22 protein-coding genes are annotated in these 20,486 nt (G+C 39.3%); 9 read left to right on the top strand and 13 right to left on the bottom strand.

Annotated elements, in window-relative coordinates; all coding sequences use genetic code 11:
* Positions 1-139 precede the first annotated feature (139 nt).
* The 3 genes from N7U62_RS11145 to N7U62_RS11155 all read left to right on the top strand — a co-directional run bounded on the left by N7U62_RS11145 (position 140) and on the right by N7U62_RS11155 (position 2,193).
* Positions 140-739 (top strand): TetR/AcrR family transcriptional regulator, encoded by a 600-nt coding sequence (locus N7U62_RS11145; RefSeq protein WP_264138049.1) that lies wholly within the window; start codon positions 140-142, stop codon positions 737-739.
* Between the two features lie 38 nt (positions 740-777).
* Positions 778-1,632, top strand: coding sequence for an alpha/beta fold hydrolase (locus N7U62_RS11150; RefSeq protein ID WP_264138050.1), 855 nt, complete (start codon positions 778-780; stop codon positions 1,630-1,632).
* Between the two features lie 117 nt (positions 1,633-1,749).
* Positions 1,750-2,193, top strand: a complete 444-nt coding sequence (locus N7U62_RS11155) for a hypothetical protein (protein WP_264138051.1) — start codon at positions 1,750-1,752, stop codon at positions 2,191-2,193.
* A 70-nt stretch (positions 2,194-2,263) separates the two neighbouring features.
* Here the strand turns inward: N7U62_RS11155 and N7U62_RS11160 are convergent, their stop codons facing one another.
* From N7U62_RS11160 to N7U62_RS11185, 6 genes are all read right to left on the bottom strand, one after another.
* Entirely contained in the window at positions 2,264-2,482 is a 219-nt protein-coding gene (locus N7U62_RS11160; RefSeq protein WP_264138052.1) for a hypothetical protein, read from the bottom strand.
* Positions 2,483-2,582: 100 nt separating this feature from the next.
* Positions 2,583-2,909 carry a thioredoxin gene (gene trxA, locus N7U62_RS11165; RefSeq protein WP_264138053.1) on the bottom strand — a complete coding sequence of 109 codons (327 nt, stop codon included), beginning with the start codon at positions 2,907-2,909 and terminating at the stop codon, positions 2,583-2,585.
* Between the two features lie 120 nt (positions 2,910-3,029).
* Positions 3,030-3,602: a toxin-antitoxin system YwqK family antitoxin gene (locus tag N7U62_RS11170; protein WP_264138054.1), complete on the bottom strand. Its 573-nt coding sequence runs from the start codon at positions 3,600-3,602 to the stop codon at positions 3,030-3,032.
* Between the two features lie 59 nt (positions 3,603-3,661).
* Positions 3,662-4,522: a 5-oxoprolinase subunit C family protein gene (locus N7U62_RS11175; protein WP_264138055.1), complete on the bottom strand. Its 861-nt coding sequence runs from the start codon at positions 4,520-4,522 to the stop codon at positions 3,662-3,664.
* The gene (gene pxpB, locus N7U62_RS11180) at positions 4,512-5,228 is read right to left on the bottom strand and encodes a 5-oxoprolinase subunit PxpB (RefSeq protein ID WP_264138056.1); all 717 of its coding nucleotides are present in this window, start codon (positions 5,226-5,228) and stop codon (positions 4,512-4,514) included. The genes N7U62_RS11175 and pxpB overlap by 11 nt, the downstream gene beginning before the upstream one ends.
* Positions 5,225-5,986 (bottom strand): 5-oxoprolinase subunit PxpA, encoded by a 762-nt coding sequence (locus N7U62_RS11185; RefSeq protein WP_264138057.1) that lies wholly within the window; start codon positions 5,984-5,986, stop codon positions 5,225-5,227. Before N7U62_RS11185 ends, pxpB begins: the two co-directional genes overlap by 4 nt.
* Positions 5,987-6,105: 119 nt before the next feature.
* Here N7U62_RS11185 and N7U62_RS11190 point away from each other — a divergent pair, with 119 nt between their 5' ends.
* Positions 6,106-8,058, top strand: a complete 1,953-nt coding sequence (locus N7U62_RS11190) for a cyclic nucleotide-binding domain-containing protein (protein WP_264138058.1) — start codon at positions 6,106-6,108, stop codon at positions 8,056-8,058.
* A gap of 451 nt (positions 8,059-8,509) precedes the next feature.
* Here N7U62_RS11190 and N7U62_RS11195 read toward each other — a convergent pair whose 3' ends face one another.
* From N7U62_RS11195 to N7U62_RS11215, 5 genes are all read right to left on the bottom strand, one after another.
* On the bottom strand, positions 8,510-8,878 hold the full coding sequence (locus tag N7U62_RS11195) for a hypothetical protein (protein ID WP_264138059.1): 369 nt from the start codon (positions 8,876-8,878) through the stop codon (positions 8,510-8,512).
* Positions 8,879-9,198: 320 nt separating this feature from the next.
* Positions 9,199-10,149: a glycosyltransferase family A protein gene (locus N7U62_RS11200; RefSeq protein ID WP_264138060.1), complete on the bottom strand. Its 951-nt coding sequence runs from the start codon at positions 10,147-10,149 to the stop codon at positions 9,199-9,201.
* The gene (locus tag N7U62_RS11205; RefSeq protein ID WP_318840676.1) at positions 10,149-11,003 is read right to left on the bottom strand and encodes a DUF1647 domain-containing protein; all 855 of its coding nucleotides are present in this window, start codon (positions 11,001-11,003) and stop codon (positions 10,149-10,151) included. Before N7U62_RS11205 ends, N7U62_RS11200 begins: the two co-directional genes overlap by 1 nt.
* On the bottom strand, positions 10,975-12,594 hold the full coding sequence (locus N7U62_RS11210; RefSeq protein WP_264138061.1) for a cyclic peptide export ABC transporter: 1,620 nt from the start codon (positions 12,592-12,594) through the stop codon (positions 10,975-10,977). The genes N7U62_RS11205 and N7U62_RS11210 overlap by 29 nt, the downstream gene beginning before the upstream one ends.
* 111 nt (positions 12,595-12,705) lie before the next feature.
* A complete protein-coding gene (locus tag N7U62_RS11215) occupies positions 12,706-13,605 on the bottom strand; it encodes a stealth family protein (protein ID WP_264138062.1) in 900 nt (299 codons plus the stop codon).
* A gap of 22 nt (positions 13,606-13,627) precedes the next feature.
* Between N7U62_RS11215 and N7U62_RS11220 the strand changes: the two genes are divergently transcribed.
* Positions 13,628-14,224 carry a LicD family protein gene (locus N7U62_RS11220; RefSeq protein WP_264138063.1) on the top strand — a complete coding sequence of 199 codons (597 nt, stop codon included), beginning with the start codon at positions 13,628-13,630 and terminating at the stop codon, positions 14,222-14,224.
* Positions 14,221-15,015 carry a phytanoyl-CoA dioxygenase family protein gene (locus N7U62_RS11225; protein WP_264138064.1) on the top strand — a complete coding sequence of 265 codons (795 nt, stop codon included), beginning with the start codon at positions 14,221-14,223 and terminating at the stop codon, positions 15,013-15,015. The genes N7U62_RS11220 and N7U62_RS11225 overlap by 4 nt, the downstream gene beginning before the upstream one ends.
* Here N7U62_RS11225 and N7U62_RS11230 read toward each other — a convergent pair.
* Positions 15,012-15,731: a phosphocholine cytidylyltransferase family protein gene (locus tag N7U62_RS11230; RefSeq protein WP_264138065.1), complete on the bottom strand. Its 720-nt coding sequence runs from the start codon at positions 15,729-15,731 to the stop codon at positions 15,012-15,014. The two genes, N7U62_RS11225 and N7U62_RS11230, sit on opposite strands and share 4 nt — an antisense overlap.
* Positions 15,732-15,801: 70 nt before the next feature.
* Between N7U62_RS11230 and aepX the strand changes: the two genes are divergently transcribed.
* The 3 genes from aepX to N7U62_RS11245 are packed head-to-tail and all read left to right on the top strand — an operon-like array spanning position 15,802 to position 19,328.
* A complete protein-coding gene (gene aepX / locus N7U62_RS11235) occupies positions 15,802-17,097 on the top strand; it encodes a phosphoenolpyruvate mutase (RefSeq protein WP_264138066.1) in 1,296 nt (431 codons plus the stop codon).
* 1 nt (position 17,098) lies between these two features.
* Positions 17,099-18,217 carry a phosphonopyruvate decarboxylase gene (aepY, locus tag N7U62_RS11240; protein WP_264138067.1) on the top strand — a complete coding sequence of 373 codons (1,119 nt, stop codon included), beginning with the start codon at positions 17,099-17,101 and terminating at the stop codon, positions 18,215-18,217.
* Between the two features lies 1 nt (position 18,218).
* On the top strand, positions 18,219-19,328 hold the full coding sequence (locus N7U62_RS11245) for a 2-aminoethylphosphonate aminotransferase (protein WP_264138068.1): 1,110 nt from the start codon (positions 18,219-18,221) through the stop codon (positions 19,326-19,328).
* Here N7U62_RS11245 and N7U62_RS11250 read toward each other — a convergent pair.
* A complete protein-coding gene (locus tag N7U62_RS11250) occupies positions 19,325-20,425 on the bottom strand; it encodes a glycosyltransferase family 4 protein (protein WP_264138069.1) in 1,101 nt (366 codons plus the stop codon). The two genes, N7U62_RS11245 and N7U62_RS11250, sit on opposite strands and share 4 nt — an antisense overlap.
* Between the last annotated feature and the right edge of the window lie 61 nt (positions 20,426-20,486).

Raw genomic sequence — 20,486 nt, forward strand, 5'->3', positions numbered from 1 at the left:
CAGCCAGTTGGCCAATCCCATCCTAAGGTTTATGCCTAATTTAAGAATTAGGTAAAATGTCTGACCTAGAGGATAAATTACGAACCCTTAAAATATACCAATTGGTATATTTTATTATTTTCACTACCTTTGCTTTTGTATGCCAGTAACTAAAGCTGATAAAACCAAACAATACATCATTGAAAAGGTAGCCCCCTTTTTCAACAAGCACGGATATACAGGCACAAGTATGTCTGACATCACTAAAGCCACTGGCCTGACAAAAGGGGCCGTCTATGGCAATTTCGAAAACAAGGAAGATCTGGCAATCAAAGCTTTCAACTATACTGTAAAGACCAGACTCTGGCCAGTAATAGAAGCAATCAATAGCCAACAAACTGGTGTTGCTAAGCTAAGGGCACTCACTGATTTTTACAGAAACTACTATGATCATGTCTCGGAATATGGGGGCTGCCCAGTCCTTAACGTAGGCATTGATTCACTCAATCACAACCATGCCCTATACAATAGAGTCGTATCTGTAATAGGAAAAATGACTAAGGGCATACAGGAAGTGATCGAACAAGCGCAATCAGAAGGAAGCATTAAAGGCGAATTGGACGCACGCTCCTATGCCAGCAAAATATACGCCCAGATTCAGGGCAGTATTTTTATGGCTGTGGTATGCAAAAGCAACGAAAACATGAAAAACATGATGGACCATATCGATCTAATGATTGATAGGGAAATGAAGAATTAAAAAATTTTAAACCTAAATATACCAATTGGTATTTTCCTATGATACGAATAATTAAAATCTATTTTAAGACACTGTCAGTACTCCTACCTAGTCTGGCAGGAAAGCAAGCTTTCAGCTTATTTCAAGTCCCAATGAATAAGAAAATCAGAGACAAAGAGCTACCTTTTTTTGAAAAGGCGAGAGCCTTTACCATACCCTGGCAGTTGGAAGATATCCAAGCCTATAGCATGGGGTCTGAGGACGGGCCATTGGTGTTTTTAGTACATGGATGGGAGTCTAGTGCTGCGAGTCTTTATGCCATTGCGGACCGTCTGGCTGCTGAGGGGCATCGAGTCATTGCATTCAATCTACCGGCTCATGGCTATTCGAAACTGAAACGAGCCAATCTCAAAATCTGTAAAGAAGCATTTTTGCAAGTCATTGATTTTATAAAACCAGTTGAGCCTTTTTCAGTCGTGTCGCACTCATTTGGATCTGCCGTTACCACCTACGCGCTGGCCAGATCGGAATGGCCTGTCAACCAATTGGTTTACCTCAGCACACCCGATCAGCTGGATGATGTATTCCGGGAATTTGCGGATTTCGTCGGACTCAACCCTCCTGCATTTCAAAAAGTTCTGGATATTGGATCCTCCTTGCTAGGAGAGCCAGTGGATCAAGTAAGCGTATCAAAGATGGGCAACCAGGTGGACTGTCGCTCCCTCACTATCATCCATGATGAAAAAGATAAAATCATCGACAAGAGGCATGCAGAAAAGGTCGCTTCACAATGGCCGAATAGCGTTCTCACCATGATCAAAGGAACAGGACACTATCGTATGCTTTGGAATGAAAAGGTTTTGGACCTTGTTTCCCAGCAGCTAAGTCAAACACAAGAAAAAATAGCGGATTGACAAAAAAAGACACAACCCATAACTAACTGACTGTCAATCTAAAATTCATACAGTTCAAATACTAAAGCTCCTTCTTTTTGGTTATTTTCATAGTGTGTATAATAAAATGAAAGTGTTATGAAAAAAATTAGTTTAATCGTCGTGGGAGTATTGGCTGCCATCGGCACCATGGCCCAGGAAATCACCCCCTATCAGGCTTATCAAATCAAGAAAGAGGTGACCATCGAGATTCTTGAAATCAAACGAGTAGAAAAGTATGGCTGGGACAATCTGGAGATTCAATACAGACTAAAAAACAACTCTCCTTATGACCTACAAAAAATAGACTTTTTTGTGCATCTACTGGACGCAGATCAAAAGGAAATTGGAAGTATAGAATTGTTTGCTTTCAATATTGACAAAGCATCTAACAAGAAATACAAAAGTGTAGAAGTACTGTCTCCCTATGTCAACGAATCTATCGGACAACATATCGTCGAGACCAAACAAATCGACGTAGTGCTGGATGAGGACGGCTCATCGATGGTCAGGATAGAGGGGTCAGAGATCAAAAGGAAATAAAGCAAAAAAGCTTCATCGAACAGTTCGATGAAGCTTTTTTTATCCTGAATTACAAAATTCAGATATGCAATTACTTTTTACGGATTAGTTTCAACACACCCAATACCAGTGCTACAGCCCCCACGAACACGGTGAGGTAATATGCATTCTCGCTCATGGTATATGACCCAGACAATTCATTCTTGATCATATCGCCCAATCCAGCCTTTGGAGAATGAGTCATTGCCCAATAGACACAAAAGGCGCCAACAATAATATAGGCTAGTGCAAATTTCATGTAGTTCTTCATAATACTGTTCTTAGTTATGCTGGGAAGTTAGACAAAGTCTATAAAAAGAAAAACCCTGACCAATGTATTGATCAGGGTTTCGATTCGTACTTTCTATTTCTTAAGCCAATTGAGCATCAAGTTTTCCAGCCAAAACATTTTTTGGAACTGCTCCTACTTGCTTGTCAACTACTTCACCATTCTTGAATACCAACAAAGTTGGGATGCTTCTTACGCCATACTTAGCAGATACTTCTGGGTTAGAATCTACATCTACCTTTCCTACTACGGCCTTTCCTTCATAATCACCAGCTAGCTCTTCGACAACTGGTCCGATCATCTTACATGGTCCACACCACTCTGCCCAAAAATCCACTAATACTGGCTGATCAGACTGTAAAACTTCGTTGAAGTTGCTGTCAGTAATTTCTATTGCTTTGTTACCCATGATTATAAAATTTAATTAATTCCTTTAATTCTTGTCCTCTGAAAACGCAAATATAATAGAAATAGTTCTTGACAGAATATCGTTTTTTTGAATGAGCTCATAGAGAAAACTAATCAACTTTTAATTAACCAGTTCGCCGTTCTCATACTCATATTGTATGGTCACATTTCCCTCCTGATCAAACCACTTTGCAGTCCCATGAATTTTACCATCCTTGTACATACTTTGTTCCATGATTTTGCCATTGGTGTAGTACTTGGTCTTTGGCCCTTCCAACTTATCTAAGACATAAAAACGGGACTCTGACTTTCTTCCTCTATCATAAAGAGTGAATTCCCCATCTCTATAGCCATTCACATAATTGGCTAACAAACTGAGATCACCATTATCTTCAAATTCCATGTGCACTCCTTGCTTCAATCCATTCACATAAGAAGTGACTGATTTTGGCATACCATTCTTGTGATATACGGTCCAGGCCCCATTTCGTCTTCCATTGAAGTATTGACCTTCTTCCTCCACCTTGTTGCCAAATTTGATTGTAGCCTTGGACAGTCCCGGGACATCACTGTAGTCTACCACTTCCGCATGTTCAGGCAAATCTTCCATCTCACCACTGGCTGTCCCAATGGAAGATTGCTGACAAGAAAAAAGAGTTGCACACACGAAAGCAGCTATCCATGAATATTTCATCTTAGTTAATCTTTTGATTTGAAAACAAAATTTGGGTCAAAAATAAAAAAAGGCTCGAATTAATTATTCCATTCAAAGCTGAGTTTGTCTCCAGGTTTGAGTTGAGCTAACTGACCGAGCTGCCGTTTGTCAACTACGGCAATTCGGGGATAGCCACCAGTCGTCTGTGCATCGGCCATTAGAATAATGGGCTGGCCAGAATGTGTCAATTGAATGACACCCGGAAATACCGGAGAAGAAATAATCTCATGTTTCTGATCCAAAGACAAACACCCCTCCAGTCTAATTCCCATTCGATTGCTTTCGTGGGCCACCATGTGCTCCTGATCAAGCAATTGTACTATCGCCCCTTCAAAATATTTTGATTCGGGAGCTACAGTAACACGAATAGCTTTTCTCAAATTGGGAAAAGCTCCCTTCACGCTAATTTCCTTTCGTGGTTGATCGAGAGAGGTATCTATCGTAAAACGACTACCCTTTCGAAGCAGGTTTTCAGTAAATCCAGCACTGTTCAAGGGAGAAACACTACCTAACCACTGGGGCTGGGGCCATTTGCCTCGGATAGCCAAATAAGCTCGGCAACCCGAAACTACACGACCAAAGGCCAAACAATCTCCCGTAGACACAGATATTGGCTCACCATTAGAGATGGGGAGACCATTCAAACTCGGTGACAAATCTGCTCCCGTAATAGCCAGGAGACCAAATCCTTCAAAGGTGATTTTCGGTCCAGCCACGGTGATTTCAAGAGCGGGCTCTCCATCCTCATTGCCAACTATTTGATTGGCCAGTGCATAAAGATCAATCCCCATCGCGCCGCCCACAGGTATCCCTTGCTCCTGACAGCCCAGGCGTCCATAATCTTGTACAGTGGTTTGCAATCCGGGCTTTTCGATATGTAATGTGAGTCTACCAGACATGGAGTGACTTATAATTGAACTGCCCTGAAGCAATATCTTTTTCTATCAAATGAAAATCATGGGAATTAATTGAAAAAAACTGTACCCGATCTCCCTCTCCTAACAAAGCTGGCTTATCCCAATGCCTATCAAACATGGGTATGGGGGTACGACCAATAATCTGCCAACCGCCGGGTGCATCACTGGGATACACACCTGTCTGGCTCCCTGCTAGTCCTACCGAACCACGAGGTACCATTGTTCTGGCCTTAGACCTTCTCGGTACTTGAAGGCTCTCCTCCAGTTTACCCAAATAAGGAAACCCCGGCAAAAACCCAATCATAAAAGTGTGATAGATCGACTGACAGTGTTGCGCAATAATATCCTCTTTTGACAAGGAGGTGATATGATTGACCTCCTCCATATCCATAGCAAAATCGCCATCGTAGCAGACCGGTATTCTATATAACAAGGATTGCTCCTCCTCTTCAGGATCAACCGAAAGCTTCTGGATTTTCCTCAGCAAATCGGCTTGCTTCACCATTTTGGGATCAAACTCCACCATCACGGAGCAATAAGCAGGAATGACCTGAACGACACCTTTCCATGCAGATTGATCCAATGCTATTTTCATCGCATGAACCTGAGCATTGACAGATAGGTCTACTATTTGTTCGAATTGAATTAAAATGTGATTCGCTCCATATGGGCTAATCTCAAAAGTCATACAGGTTTGATTTCATACCCTAAACCACTCATTTGTTCATGAATGTATCTAAGGATTTTAGGGGCCGCTTCATTGTCTCCATGTACGCAAAAACTTTCAGCCTGAATAGTCAGCTCTCCACCTCCATTGACCGGAACGACTCCTTTGTCAACCATAGAACGCAATTGCGACAAAGCAACTTCAGGGTCTTCGATCAAAGCATTGTCCTTGCCGCGAGGCGTCAGATATCCATCTGCCTCATACGTACGATCAATGAAGGCCTCTTTGATAAATGGAACACCAAATTCTTTGGCGACATGTTCTGTCACCGAACCGGCCATCCCCATCAAAGCCAATGAAGAATCAATCTCAATCAATGATGCCACGATCGCTTCCGAAATCTCTTCGTCTCTGCTTGCCTGGTTATAAAGCGCGCCATGAGGCTTGACATAAGTCAACTTGCCTCCCTTACTTTCAGTCAGCGCCTTCATCATAGCTACCTGATACTTGATAACTGAACGCAACTGATCTGGATCCATATCCATTTCCTGCCTACCAAATCCAGCCCTGTCCATGTAAGAAGGGTGGGCACCAATTCGAATCCCCCTACGTATTGCCATGTCCAGGGCACGTTCTATTACCCAAGGATCACCCGCATGAAATCCGCATGAAATGTTGCACGAACTCACCCATGGCATCAAGTCTCCTTCTCGACCTGCCATGTGTTCCGAACTGCTCTCGCCTATATCACAATTGATATCAATATTTTGACCTGCCATATAACTCAAATCTAATTATCATTCATGAAACAACTTTGTACGAATAGAAGAGAATTTATGATTATTTATTGATGAATTCTCACTAATCTAACTTTAATATTGAAGTTTATTCAATAAAATTGCACTTTGAAATAATCGCAATCAATTTGTTCAACTTCTATAAAAAATCTTCCGTAACCACACTTGACAGTGTCTTCGCCAAAGCAGAAAAAGCGACTTATAAAAAAGGCGAAAAACTGGCTGGTCAATTCGAAAAGACCCATTATTACTTTCTCTTACAAGAAGGCGAAGTGAGTGTTTTTTCCTTTTTGGGTAGTGACAAGAGAAGAGTTGAATTGGGGAGATACAAGGCGGTAAATTCCCCCTTAGGGCTGGATGTCATGAACGAACCTTTTCGTCATGACTCGACCATAGAGGCCTATTCAGATACAGTCACTGTCCTGAGATGGGAAAGAAAAGCACTCAATGCTTACCTGGAAAAAAACATTGACAAGGCGATCCTCTTTTATGAGATGATCAACACCAATGCGCTGACATTGATCAAAGAGTCGAGTTATCTCTTTGCCAACACGGCGATGATTTCAAAAACCAGCAATCCGAATCAAAAAGCGTCTAAAGGTTATGATTCGCCGCTTGGTTTTACCGAAGATGATCTGGTAGTATTCCTACTACAATCTCCCTTTTTCGAAATCTTCGAAGAGGAAGATTTGAGAGCACTGTCTAAATTCTTCGTTCGTAAGCAATACAAGGTGGGCAACATCATCGATTTGCAAGACGAAGTGAGTAAAGGGGTCAACCTATTGCGTGTGGGTGACATACGTTTTTCGAGATACAACGAGGAAGGCAAATACAAAGTCTCGCTACGTGCCATTTCTACTCCTGGCTACTTGCTAGGACCTTCTGGCTTTTTGGGAGCTGAAAATGTAATGACTACCAAGGCCAAAAAGGATTCGGTAATCCTTCACCTGCCCTACGATGCGCTAAAAAACCTTAGCAACAAAAGACCAGAGTTCGCTCTGAACTTACAAAAGCGAATCAGCTGGTTGATCAACAATCAGCTAAGAGGCTTGCGCGCCCGATTGATTTCTGCACAGTTCAATGAAGAGGTAACTGTGGCCACCAACCTGATCGAAAGCAATCGTACGAGTTTATCACTTAACTCTCCATTGCACAAGGTTCCACATTTGTTGAGCTTCAAACATACGATTACAGACGGACTAAGCATCCTACATCATGTGGAGCTAAATGGTGGGGGAATAGAAAAGAACATTGCTTCGTTATGTCTGGACAATCTCCACGACACGCAGCGAGAAGTAAACTTTTATGAAAGCCTCCAAGACATCTACAACGCCGTAGTTTCTGCTCCAGCCATCATGATGCCTGACAAGGTCAATCGCGAATGCATTAAGCTTTCCCAAAAGACTTTTGAGCTAGCCAGTACATTTGTTAAAGGAAAAGAATTGATTCCAGAGACACCTGGACATCTATTTATATACAATCACATTCTGAATCCGCCCTACTACGCGCTACCAAACCAGTTTCAGATCAATCTAGACTGCCAACTGTTGAGTACGATCGTAGCTGATGCCTACAACGAAGAGGTACTGATGAAAATCGTAAGGAGTGGTCGTGAGATCGAGCATGGTCACCAGACCTATTACGAACGTCTCGGCTATATCAATGCTTATACTGAGGCTTCAGAAGGGACTGACAGCTTCGAAAAGAACGAAAGGGTATCTGATCAGATAGAAGAGTTTCTAACTGAATTTAACAACGTATTGATCGCACCAGAGCACACCGCATATGCCACAGAGCAATCACCTGGTGTATTCAATCCAGATGTCTTCGAGAGGATCCTCGAAATGGAACGCGAACCGCTGATCGTACCTGTAGTAATGGCCAATTTTGACAAGCGCATTCGAAACAACAAGTTTGCCTGTGAGATAAAAGAGCCCTTTCTTTTGAGTCAAAAAATGCAAGAATGGTGTATCAACAGCGTGGATGCATTCTTATCTGAATACAGAAAAGAATACAAAAACTATGTAAAAGAGCTGTCTGAAGCCACTCAATAAGCATCTGACACCAAGAACTGCGATATCACAGTTTAAAAATCCTGAAAAAATTCCTATTGACTTGCTGATGTTCATAGTAATGTTTTGAACTCGACCCTACATTTGTATTGTAGGGTTTTAGAAAAACCCACTAGTTCAATAACATTTTGCTAATAATAAAAAGTTAAGAAAATTCCTTTTTGCATAGCATCTCTGTGTATTTGATGTTTTCAAGTCTATAGGCTCTACCGGTTGTCGGACGGTAGGGCCGTTTTTTTTTATCTCCTTCAAACTTTTCTAGCAAATGCACAAATTGACATCCACTATAATGGATCAACCAATATTTCTGAAAGAATTAAAACCTTCATTATTCGGCGTTCAATATTCGATGTTCGAAATTGAAGATTGAAATGATAAAATCAAAGACAGGTAGAATCACCTCTTCTTTTCACTTTCCAACTTTCAACTAAACTTAGTCCTCAGGATAAGGAATAAAGATGAAATTGGTAAACTCCTGATCAATCACAAATAGACAGCAGAATTCATCTGGGTTTTTGTAAGCCTCCTTAAACAGGTCCACTTTGTCCTTTTGAACCACCTCTCTTTGAACAAATTCGTCTAAATAGGAGGCAGAATAGTTCCATTCGTTTTCCAACTCCTTAGCCTTGAACAGCACTTGACCAATAGAAACTTCGTGCTTACTAATCGGGAAAATTGGAAAATCAGAAAAGCCCCTATCTCTGATGTGATAAGAGGCTTCCTTAAGGTTATCGCTCACTTTCACAAAATCCTCGGTGATGGTACCGAGATATTTTCCATTCAATTCAGGATCGTTGTTCATTTTTGCTTCTAATTATTATGACCGCAAAGAAAAAAACAATTTAAGACTATGCTAAGCCTAGCACCAACTATTCATATTGTTCTTCCTTTTAATTTTTGGATTATTTCAGAAACTCGTTCAAGAGTAAGCCACTCATTTTTGAAAATAATCATAGAATCATTTGACCGTCTCCTCATAAACATGAAAGAAATCTGTATTTCCAATCTCAGTTACCTCCTCATTCACAAAAGCAACCTCACTTATTGGCATGTGAAACTCATCTAAGATTTAGTGAGACTTTGTTACTGAAAGGGCATACTGTAATCAAATAACAGGTATGATTAATGAGCCCATTTATCCTTAAGAAACTTTATGGCAATTGAATTGTTACGATCTTCATCTTTTACTCTATCCCAATTATTGATTTTTGCTAGGCTGGACTGCTTGAAATAATCTTGCAACCCAAATGGAACAAAGCAGAAACGACTAATTGGAAAAACATACTTAGGCACTTTGCAATGTGCACTCACCCAAACATCGTCTACAAAAAAAACTGCTTCTGGAACATTTGAGTAATCTTTTAATATTTCCAAATTAAAAAATGCAGGCTTGATAAGGAAACCTGAATAACCCTGTACAATATCAATCGGATAAACCTCTTTAATCCTTGTGCCTGGCACTGGGGTTGGAGGAACTTTAAAAATATTGCTATAAAGAGTAGTTGATCGATCAATCAAGTCTTTGGGAACTCTCCAACCAGAAGCTGCTAAAACTACTTCAGGATTACTACTAGAAGCTTCAGAAAAATCGCGAACATAGTTTGAAGGATAGATATTGTCATCATCCACTACAAGAATATACTGTTCAGAGGAGCAGCTTTCAATAGCCGGGATAAACTTAGAAGCTGATCCGTAATCCTTTTCTATTCGAATAACTTTTACATTCTTGAGCTTATGAAGCCATTCAGGGATAACGTATTCTTTATTATTCCTTAATGATCGATAGGGTATGTACAGATTGATCGACTTAGGTTTTACAGACTGATTAAGTAAACTTTTTATTGTAAGCTCTATATCATTTATTCTCTCAGGGATAGTAGTCAATGAGATTATTATATCTGAAGTTATTGAAATGTCATTATGCTCTTTGTCAAGAACAGAGATATCCTTTTTCTTAAGGCAATTCTGATAAAGGATATTTTTAATAAGACGCTTACCAGATAGATAGTTATAGGAATGAATTCCAATAAAAATTAATAATACAATAGACGCTGTTAGAAAATAAACTACCATCAATTTCCTTTTAATTTATTGATCAACATGTCCAGAAACCTTAACCAAAAGAAATAATAATGCGCAACCTCCCCCACTTTCAAATTAATCCATTTTGGAAATATATTTCGGACGCTAATATAAGGGGTAGGTAAAGATGCACTTATGTTAACTCGGTCTCGAGTTAGGTTTAATTCTTTAGAACTTTGACTTTCCAATAACAATATGGTTAGTAAAGATTGATCGTCTCTGTGATTAGATCTATTTGCACCCTCCGGCCGAATACATTCTTTGATTAAAGCAAAACTCTCCCATCTATCAAGCAGCCTCATGATTGCTTCACTCCCACTAAAAAACCCGAAGGTATTCCCAGCACGATTAGGCTGGTTATAGAATTTTTTAGGAACATTCAAATAATCTAAAGTCTCTTGTACTGTCCAATCTTTCAAAGTACCTGACCCACTAATAGGGGCATAACTGTATGTGGATTCTATTTCTGACCAGATTGGATTAAGGTTTTTCAAAATACAATTAGCACTATCCATCCATAAAAAACTAGCCTTTATCTCCTTCGCTACTGTATGAATGATGATAGGTTTCCATGAATAGGTATTGAATTGAGGGCGCACAAATTCCGGGTACTCTTCGAATTTAAACTTGCGATATTCTACATACTCAAATAATGCTATCTCTTTATTTTGAATAATTTCAGCTTCACTTTCACTCAGACCTAAATCATATAATATTACACGACTATTTTGATACTCTTTCAATTTGTTAAAAGAATGCATCAGTTGGCAAAAATTCTTGTAGTATCGACTATTTGCCGCTGAGACGATGTAGTTGTTATTGGGCATATTGTGCGATCTTTCCATTTACCAATTTTATGATGCGATCGGCAACATCGAAATAACGATCATCATGAGTAATGACAATAACTGTTTTGCCATTTTCCTTGAGATAGTTCAATATCTTATAATAAAACACCTCTTTAAAATGTGGGTCTTGATTGGCAGCCCATTCGTCAAACAAATAAACCTCCTTATCTTCCAAAATGGAGACTATTAGTGAAAGTCGTTTTTTCTGACCATCAGAAAGCCTTTTGGAACTGAATTTCCCATTTTCAATTCTTACTTTTTTACTCAACTCAAGCATATCAATAAGCTCCTCACTTTTTTGCTGAAGCTGTTGTTCTTTTATATGCAATAGTTGATCAAACACATATGAATCTGTGAATACAGCAGAAAATCTTGACCGATAGTAACTTAGATGTTTGGACTCTACCTTATTCCCTTTGTATGAAATGGAACCATTTTGAGGATTGTATAGACCGAGTATCATCTTGGCAAGAGTTGTTTTTCCGCTACCATTACCTCCAACAAGAAAAATCAAATCCCCCTTATTAATATTTAGGTTAATGGGGCCTAAAGTGAAAGGTGCATCTTCTTCAGAATGATAGTATGATCTTTCAACCGCATTCAAAGAAATCACAGGTGAATTAGACTCCCAGTTTTCTGAGTTAATCTCTAAACTTTCCGACTTCACCTCGTCGATTGTGATACCAACGTTTTCTATATGCTCTAGAGATGCTTCAATTCGTTTGATACTGCTCAAAAAACCCGCAGCTGTAGATAGTGGCGCAAGGGTGAATAGCACCAAGGTGATATAGTCTCCGAAGAAAGGTAAGGAAACGAATTGATAGTGATTAATCAAGAAAATCAAAATCCCCATACCTAATAAAAGGATCATGTCTGTGGATCGGTTAGTGATAGCCGAAACCACATTTTCCTTCAGATAGTATTTATTCTGAAGTGTGCTTACTGGTTCTATTTGATCGTTTAAATATGACTCACTAAAATCTCTATTAAGGGTTAACTCTTTGATACCAAAAACCAAACCTTCAAACTTGATGAAGAGATCATTCAAATAATCCCGAGAAGTATAGGCATACTTTCGTACAAATGGCAAACTAAATCTGGTAAAAAGATAGACTAATACAAATAAGATAAGAGTAGCTCCTGATAAAATGGGCGAGTACCATATCATGTAAGCTAGTATCCCGATAACTGTGGCTAGTCCTGTAGTAACCCCCGGTAGTCGGTCCATTGAATAAGCAATCGTTTTAATGTCCTCTGTTAGAATTGGAAGTAGTTTTGATTGATGGTGCTCAATTGATTCGAAGGTAGAGCTTAATATTTTGGAGGATAGATTCATCCGTAGTTGCTGGATGATTTTCTCTGTCAACCTAGCCACTGTATATGACGCAACAAGAGAAAGAAACCCGTATAATAACCAGTAACTTAAGAAAGCTATAACAAATGATTGAACATCTAAAGTATCATCCTTTACAGCTTCATGAATACTCTTAATGACCATGGTTGAGCTAAGGCCTGTGAGGATACTCGCAATTGCAGCGATAAGGAAAAGTGACTTAGAAGATTTGACTAAAAGTAAAATTACTTTCATTATGAGAAGACTCTAATTGTTTTATGTAGCCCAAAACTAGAAAGCTCTGAGCTAACTAGGGCCATTTGTTTGTACCTAGTTGTTGATTATGTCAAATTTTAAGGCATTACATTACTTTTCGAATTGACTCTTATTGGGATAATTTCTTTTCAAAAAACCCTGAACCAGTTTGACTACCTCCTGGTTTGGACTGTCACGCTGGTCATCATTCAGACAATAGAACTTCGGTTTTTTGGTTTCCAATTTATTAATAGCCATTTGTTGTTTTGCAAGATTGTTGGTGATTTTATGAAAAGTATTAATTTTCAGCAATTCAAAAAAAGAGACCGGATTACTCAGTGTTCTATGCTGCGAAAGCATATAGTAGCGATATAATTTATAAGTCATAAGATCTTCCGGCTGTCGAAACTTGTTGGTTCGAGTCAGAAGCAGCTTTTCGGGAAATAATGCAGTCATTTCTTCCCAAAACTCCTTTTTGATGAAAAGAGGGGTATGTTCGATGATGCCGAGACCAACTATGTCGTTTTTACCATCAAAAATTCTCCAACTCAGGTTTTCTCCAAAAAGTGTATTAAATATCCGATATTTTCCACCAGGCATAAAATCTTCCAAACTGGTCTTACTTCCAAACAAAAAGTCATCGTTGATGTACAAAAAATGCTCGGCTAAGCCTGGTATTTTATGAAGGAAGCTTTCTATACAATTGGGGTTAAAAGTAGGAAGAAAATCTTTATCTATGATTTCATCGTGATGAACGATCTTTATTTTGGGATGAGATAGTTCTAGCCAATCGGGCACTTGCGGTCTTGCAGTTACGATAAAAATGTTTTGATACCAGTCAAGGTATTTTTCTACAGATCTCAAACTATGCTTGAGCATCTGGTAAGTATCACGATATCTTTCTGGATTTACATCTCCCGGATCATCAGCATAGCTTGTCCATTTGTTGATATGTTCAGTATCTGCCCCATCAACCCATGTATATACCAAATCTACCTTTATCTTCGCCATTTAGAAATTTTAATGCGATAATATGAACCTTTTGCGTGTTAGCCAATATATACAGCGTTTTATACATGTCTACGTTTACAGGATACTTGGAACTCATCAAGAAAAAAAAATCGAGGTACTAACTGAGCTTTACGGTTATAGTGTAGATTTTTTGAATGAAGTGGGGGAAGATTACTGGGTAGATTTCGGAACGTTATTAGGTTATTACCGTGAAAATGGTATCATTCCACATGATATTGATGCAGATTTTAGTATGCATGAAAAATCTTACACGAAGGTTCTGAAAAGCAAAAAATTATTATCAAAGAAGGTCAAATTCTATGACACTTCGCATAGGCACCGTGGACCAAAACTCTATTTCAATTATAAAGGATTTGATGTTGATATTTATTTCTACGAAGATCTCGGCGATGTGGTAAGAAACTATGAAAACACCCAATGGCCCAACGAGCGCAGGGAGATGCCTAAGGAATTGGTTTATCCATTAAAATGGGAGAGATTCCTGAACAAGAAATGCTTGATTCCTGCCAAACCAAAAGAATACTTAGAGTACATTTATGGTTATTTAGGTACGGATTCAAAAAGAAATAAAGAAACAGGTTTCTGGGAAAGAATATGAAATTAAATAATCAACAAAAGGAATTTTGGGACAAGCATTCTTATATCATTTTTAAAGGATTGTTTGCAAACAGAATTGGTGAAATTTCTACTTGGATTCAGGAGGTTTCCAAATGGCCTGAAGACATGTCCAAATGGCTTAGTTTCTATGAAATGGATGATGCAGCCAAGTTAAGTAGAATTGAAAACTTCATTCCTTATCACTCAGACTTGGCTTCTATTATTAATGGCTCAGAGGTCTTGGCCATAGTAGAAGAACTTATGGGAGAAAGCCCTGTATTGTATAAGGAAAGAATCAATTTCAAACCTCCTGGGGGTGGTGCACATGCCGCTCATCAGGATGGAGTGGCATATGAAAGCGGGGATTTGGGAGCCTTTGATCCAAAAGTAGTGCCTTACATTTCCGTACTAATTAGCGTGGATTCTGCAACAAAATCTAATGGGTGTTTTGAAGTGGTAGAACCATGGGGAATAGACAATATGAACATTCTACCTATGGAAAAACCGTATCCACATGCACCTAATTTTTCTAAAATTGCCCAATCAGTGGAAGATCAACTTAACTGGGTCCAACTGGAAACTCAACCCGGCGATGTGATTTTCTTTACAGAAAGGCTACCGCACAGATCCAAAACTAATACAACAAATAAAGCAAGAAGAATTCTATACGGAGTATACAACCCCTTGAAAGAAGGAGATAAGCGAGCTAAATATTATTCGGATAAGCGTCAGAATATTAATGACTCCAGATATATGGTAGGCAACCCACATGCACCTAGCAAGCTCATTTAAAGCCTTGGTAACACATCATAATAGGCACGTTCGAGATGTTCTTCATTGTCAATTTCACACCAAATTAGATTTTCACAAGTGAGTACGTTGACATGGTAACCTTTGGAGCAAAGGTTAGCAATTGCTAACTCATAATCCATATTTTTCGAATCAGGAGTTGATGAATGAAGTGCTAGTAGCTGTTGATAAAGTTTTTGTGATACCTTCCAGATTCCTACAAGTTCCGCATTGATAGTATCAAGTTCTTCCTTCTGTTTGGAGAGTTTTTTTAATAATCCATCTTGCTCAGAGACGTACACCTCATCATTGGATTGGGTAAAGCCACTACATAGAATAATGTCATTATTCTTAGACATTAAAAGTTCAGTGATAGCTAACTCTTCGAAAAGAAGATCCGATTCGAGAAGCAAAAAATCTGAATTTATCAATTCTTGACCATAGCAGAGGGTATGAAAGCTTCCAGTAATCGCAAAATCAGGGCTAAGAAATGTTTTTAAACCCTCAGCCTCAGCCAGTTTTTCATATTGCTCATGCAGGTGACCTGTACCAATAATTATATTTTCAATCCCATTTTTTTTTAATAGACGAATGGATCTTTCGATGAGCTTCTCCTCACCAACTTGCATGAAACCTTTAGGAATATCATGAGTATAGGGACGCAATCTGGTCCCTTTGCCAGCAGCTAGTATCACCGCAGTATCAATTCTTTTTGACATTATTTCCCTTGCTTTCCAAATTCACTTTAATTTGCCCGAAATTAGAACGAATCTTATTAAAACTAGATACATGAAGCAAGTATATGTAGGAATGGGCACTGATCTCATCCATCATGGACACATCAATATTATTGAAATAGCGAGAGAATTGGGTGAAGTTACTGTTGGTTTGTTGTCCGACAAAGCTGTATCTAAATATAGCAGAATGCCTTTCTTGTCTTTTGACGAGCGAAAGAAAATTCTTGAAAATCTAAAAGGTGTGAAAGAAGTCATTCCTCAGTACGAGTTGGACTATGAGGAGAACTTAAAAAAATTGAAACCAGATTATGTAGTGCATGGGAGTGACTGGAAAACAGGCCCTCAGCGTCATGTTAGACAAAAGGTGATTGACATGCTTAAAGAATGGGGAGGCGAATTAATAGAACCAGAATATACCCATGGCATTTCTTCTACAGGCCTTCGCAAGGCACTCAAAGAAGTAGGGACTACCCCAGACATCCGAAGAAGACTGTTGAAAAGGTTGTTGGAGTCCAAAGACATTGTGCGCGTGCTTGAAGCCCATAATGGTATTTCTGGATTGATAGTCGAGGACACAAAATTCGAAGCTGAAGGTGAGATTCGAGAGTTTGATGCAATGTGGGTCAGTAGTTTAACCGACTCTACTGCCAAAGGGAAGCCGGATACGGAGTATGTGGATAGAACATCGAGATTTCAAACAATCAACGATATTCTAGATGTAACTACCAAACCAATTATTTTGGATGGAGATACAGGAGGGATTCCCGAGCATTTCGAACTGTTGGTTAAAAATCTGGAGCGTCTTGGTGTTTCAGCCATCGTGATTGAAGATAAAACAGGGGTTAAGAGAAACTCTCTTTTTGGCACAGAAGTAGAACAGACTTTGGATACCATTGAAGGGTTTTCGGAGAAAATATCGAGAGGCAAGAAAGCTCAGATGACAGATGACTTCATGATTTTTGCTCGATTAGAAAGCCTAATCGCAGAGTTAGGAATGGAAGATGCACTAAAACGAGCAAAGGCTTACATTGAAGCAGGCGCAGATGGCATTATGATTCACAGTCGTCACAAAGACGGTAATGAGATTCTAGAATTTATGAAGAAGTATGACAAGTTTGAGGTGAAAGTGCCTGTCATTTCGGTGCCTTCTTCTTACAATCAATTTACCGAGAATGAATTGCAGGCAGCAGGTTTCAATATCGTTATATATGCCAACCATCTGCTAAGAAGTGCTTTTCCAGCCATGCAGAAGACTGCTCAATCCATTCTGGAGCATAAAAGATCTAAAGAAGCTGCTGACCAATACTGCATGTCTATCAAAGAAATTTTGACCATTTTACCTAATTAATATGCTTGATCCGAAGGTGTTTTTGGACCTGATTAAGTCTCAGGGAATTCACTTTAGTACTGGAGTTCCTGATTCTTTGCTGAAAGATTTTTGTGCTTGCATTGTTGATTCAGGTTCCGATATCATAGCTGCCAATGAAGGTGGTGCTGTGGCACTTGCCGCGGGCCATCATTTGGCCACTGGAGAGATCCCTTTTGTATATATGCAAAACTCAGGATTCGGTAATATTATCAATCCATTGACTTCCTTAATTGATCCAGAGGTTTATAGCATTCCAATGCTCATCATGGTTGGTTGGCGTGGTGAGCCGGGGGTGAAAGATGAACCCCAGCATATCAAACAAGGAAGAATAAATGAAGCGCTTATTGAAGCACTAGAAGTACGGCACGATATATTGTCATCGGATATCGAAGAGGCTCAATCTCAAGTAGAGACTGCTGTGAGCTACATGCAGTCAAATCAGGCGCCTTACATTTTACTGGTGAGAAAAGACACCTTCGCGCCTTATAAAATGCAGAACCTCCCTCAAGTCCCAGACTATGAGATGAACAGAGAGGATGCTGTCAAGGAAATACTGAATAAGCTCTCTGATCAAGACGTAGTAGTTTCGACTACCGGCAAGACTTCCCGAGAAGTATTTGAAAAAAGAGCTGCAGATCATTTGGGCCATCAAAGAGATTTTTTGACTGTGGGCTGTATGGGACATGCTTCTCAAATTGCTTTGGGCATTGCTTTAGCCAAGCAAGAACGAAAAGTATTTTGTTTGGATGGTGATGGTGCCTTTATCATGCATATGGGATCTGCAGGCATTATTGCAGATCAAAAACCAAAAAATTATTACCATATAGTAATCAATAATGGCGCCCATGATTCCGTAGGTGGCCAGCCTACGATTGGGTTTAATTTGGATTTAGAAAAGATCGCATCCGGATGTGGCTATCAGTCCTCTTTCAGTGTTAAAACCAAGGCTGAGTTAGCAGGTATTTGGAATGAATTCATAGCAGCTAAAGGTCCAGTTTTCCTGGAAATCAAAACAAAAAAAGGTGCTAGAAAAGATCTGGGAAGACCTACTATTAAGCCGATTGACAACAAGATAGATTTCATGAATAACCTGAAATAATATGCTGGGAAAGCTTACTCATCAAAAATCCATCAAGAGAAACATTCTTCTCAATCCAGGACCTGCTACTACTTCCAAAAGAGTCAAAGAAGCAATGATCATCGAAGACATTTGTCCACGAGAAAGTGAATTTGGAGATTTGATGCATCAGATATGTGATGGAATTCTCGAAATTGGTAATGGGCTGGAGACACATGAAGTAGGGCTATTTGTAGCCAGCGGAACCGGTGCTATGGAAGCCACTTTAGTATCGGCTCTTGGGGATGATGACAGGGTACTTATTGTTACCAATGGAGCTTACGGGCTGCGCATGGAAGCCATTTGCAAGAGTTATGGATTGGAGTACGATACAGCTTTTAGCTTTGGGGATTATCCTGAAGCAGCCAAGGTTAAAAAAGTGCTAGAAGATGGCCAATTCACTCATTTGGCCATGATTCATCATGAAACCTCCACGGGCATGATGAATCCATTGGAAGAGATTGCAGAAGTTTGTAAGGAGCGGGATGTGAAATTAATTGTTGATGCCATGAGTTCCTACGGGGCCTATCCAATTGACCTTAAAAAGACTCCTCTTGATTATATTTTTTCCTCAAGTAACAAATGTATCCACGGGATGGCTGGACTATCCTTTGTCGTATTTCATAAAGATCGAATCGAAGAATTGAAGCGCAATCAACGGGCTTTTTATTTTGATCTTTACAGCCAATGGAACAATCTGCAGCAAAAGAACCAGTTACGTTTTACTCCTCCAGTTCAGATCTGTTACGCCTTTATGGAGGCCATCAAGGAAACATTAGAAGAAGGAGTGAAAGCGCGTTGGAAACGATACCAGGACAATTGGCAAATACTCTATGATGGGTTTAAAAATTTGGGATTTCAGTTTTTCTTACCTGAATCCTATGAATCTAAAATTCTACTGGCTTTAGATCTGAACAGTAAGCCTGAATTGGATTTCAATGACTTCCATGACTTTTTGTACCAACACCAAATAACCATCTATCCTGGAGTTATTCCTGAATGTAATACCTTTAGGGTAGCTATCATTGGTGATTTACAACAAGAAGATATACATCATGTAATGAAGAAGGTGACTGAATACATGGAAGGTTAAATCAAGCTACGGTAAAGCTCTTCTATTTTTTGAACATGAATTTTCCAGTCATATTGTTTGACCACTTCTAGCCCATGTTTGGATAGATGTTTCATGGATTCTTCGGATACAATCAAATTCTTAATGCAATTTGTAAGTCCTTCTAAATTTCCCGGTTCAGCAAAATACTGTTGTTGCTCGGCGGAGAGCACGTTGAGATACCCTTGATTAGAAAACCCTGCAATTGGCGTACCCATAGCCATTGCTTCAAGCAGCACAATGCCAAAGCTTTCGCCAAACAAGGCCGGTGCGATGTATAAATCCGCTGTATGAAGCAATCTTAACTTATCCTCTTCAGATACAAATCCAAGCATTTCAACATCTTCAAGGTGGTGTTTTGAAATGAATGCTTCAGCAAGAGTTCGTTCTTCACCATCTCCTGCGATAATTAACCGCAAATTGTCATTATCTCGCTTAAGATCGAGGTAACTCTTCAATGCATATATTAAACCTTTTCGTTCCTCCAGGCGTCCAAGAAACAACAAATTGAACTTACCATCTTTGTATTTATCAATTGGAATAACCGGCTTTAAATAGTAATCCAGATCAATTCCATTTGGGATTATTTCTATTGCCCTATCCGAAAACCGGTTGATGTAAGAAGCCTGAGTTTCACTAACAGAAATGATTCCATCCATGAGCCTAAAAACTAACTTAGCTGCAAAAGGCATGATATTTTTACCAACAAATTGATTTTTAGGAGTATCATGAAAAGTGGTAATATGCTTTGATTTGCTAAATCGTCTGATTTGCCATGGAAGTATCGGATTCCAGAAGGTATGGAAATGAATGATGTCAAATTGCTGAGTAGTTAGGAAATTCTTCAAGGCTTTTCGGTCGTTGCCCAAAGCAATATTGATATCAATCTTAGTTCCTCCAACATGGAGACTTCTATTGGATCCAAAATGATATACCTTTGATTGGTTGACTGTGGGAAAAGGCGCAATGATAACAACCTCATGGCCAGCTAGTGTGAGATACCTGGTAAGGCTTTCAATGTGGTTTTTGACTCCCCCTGGTCTTGAAAAATCGTATGGACAAACCTGAGCAATTTTCATTTGGATACTTCCTTTTTCTTAGGACGGAACAAGTATAATCATTAGTTGAGTTAACCATTCT

It is taken from the genome of Reichenbachiella ulvae (assembly GCF_025833875.1).
In the GTDB taxonomy this organism is placed as follows: domain Bacteria; phylum Bacteroidota; class Bacteroidia; order Cytophagales; family Cyclobacteriaceae; genus Reichenbachiella; species Reichenbachiella ulvae.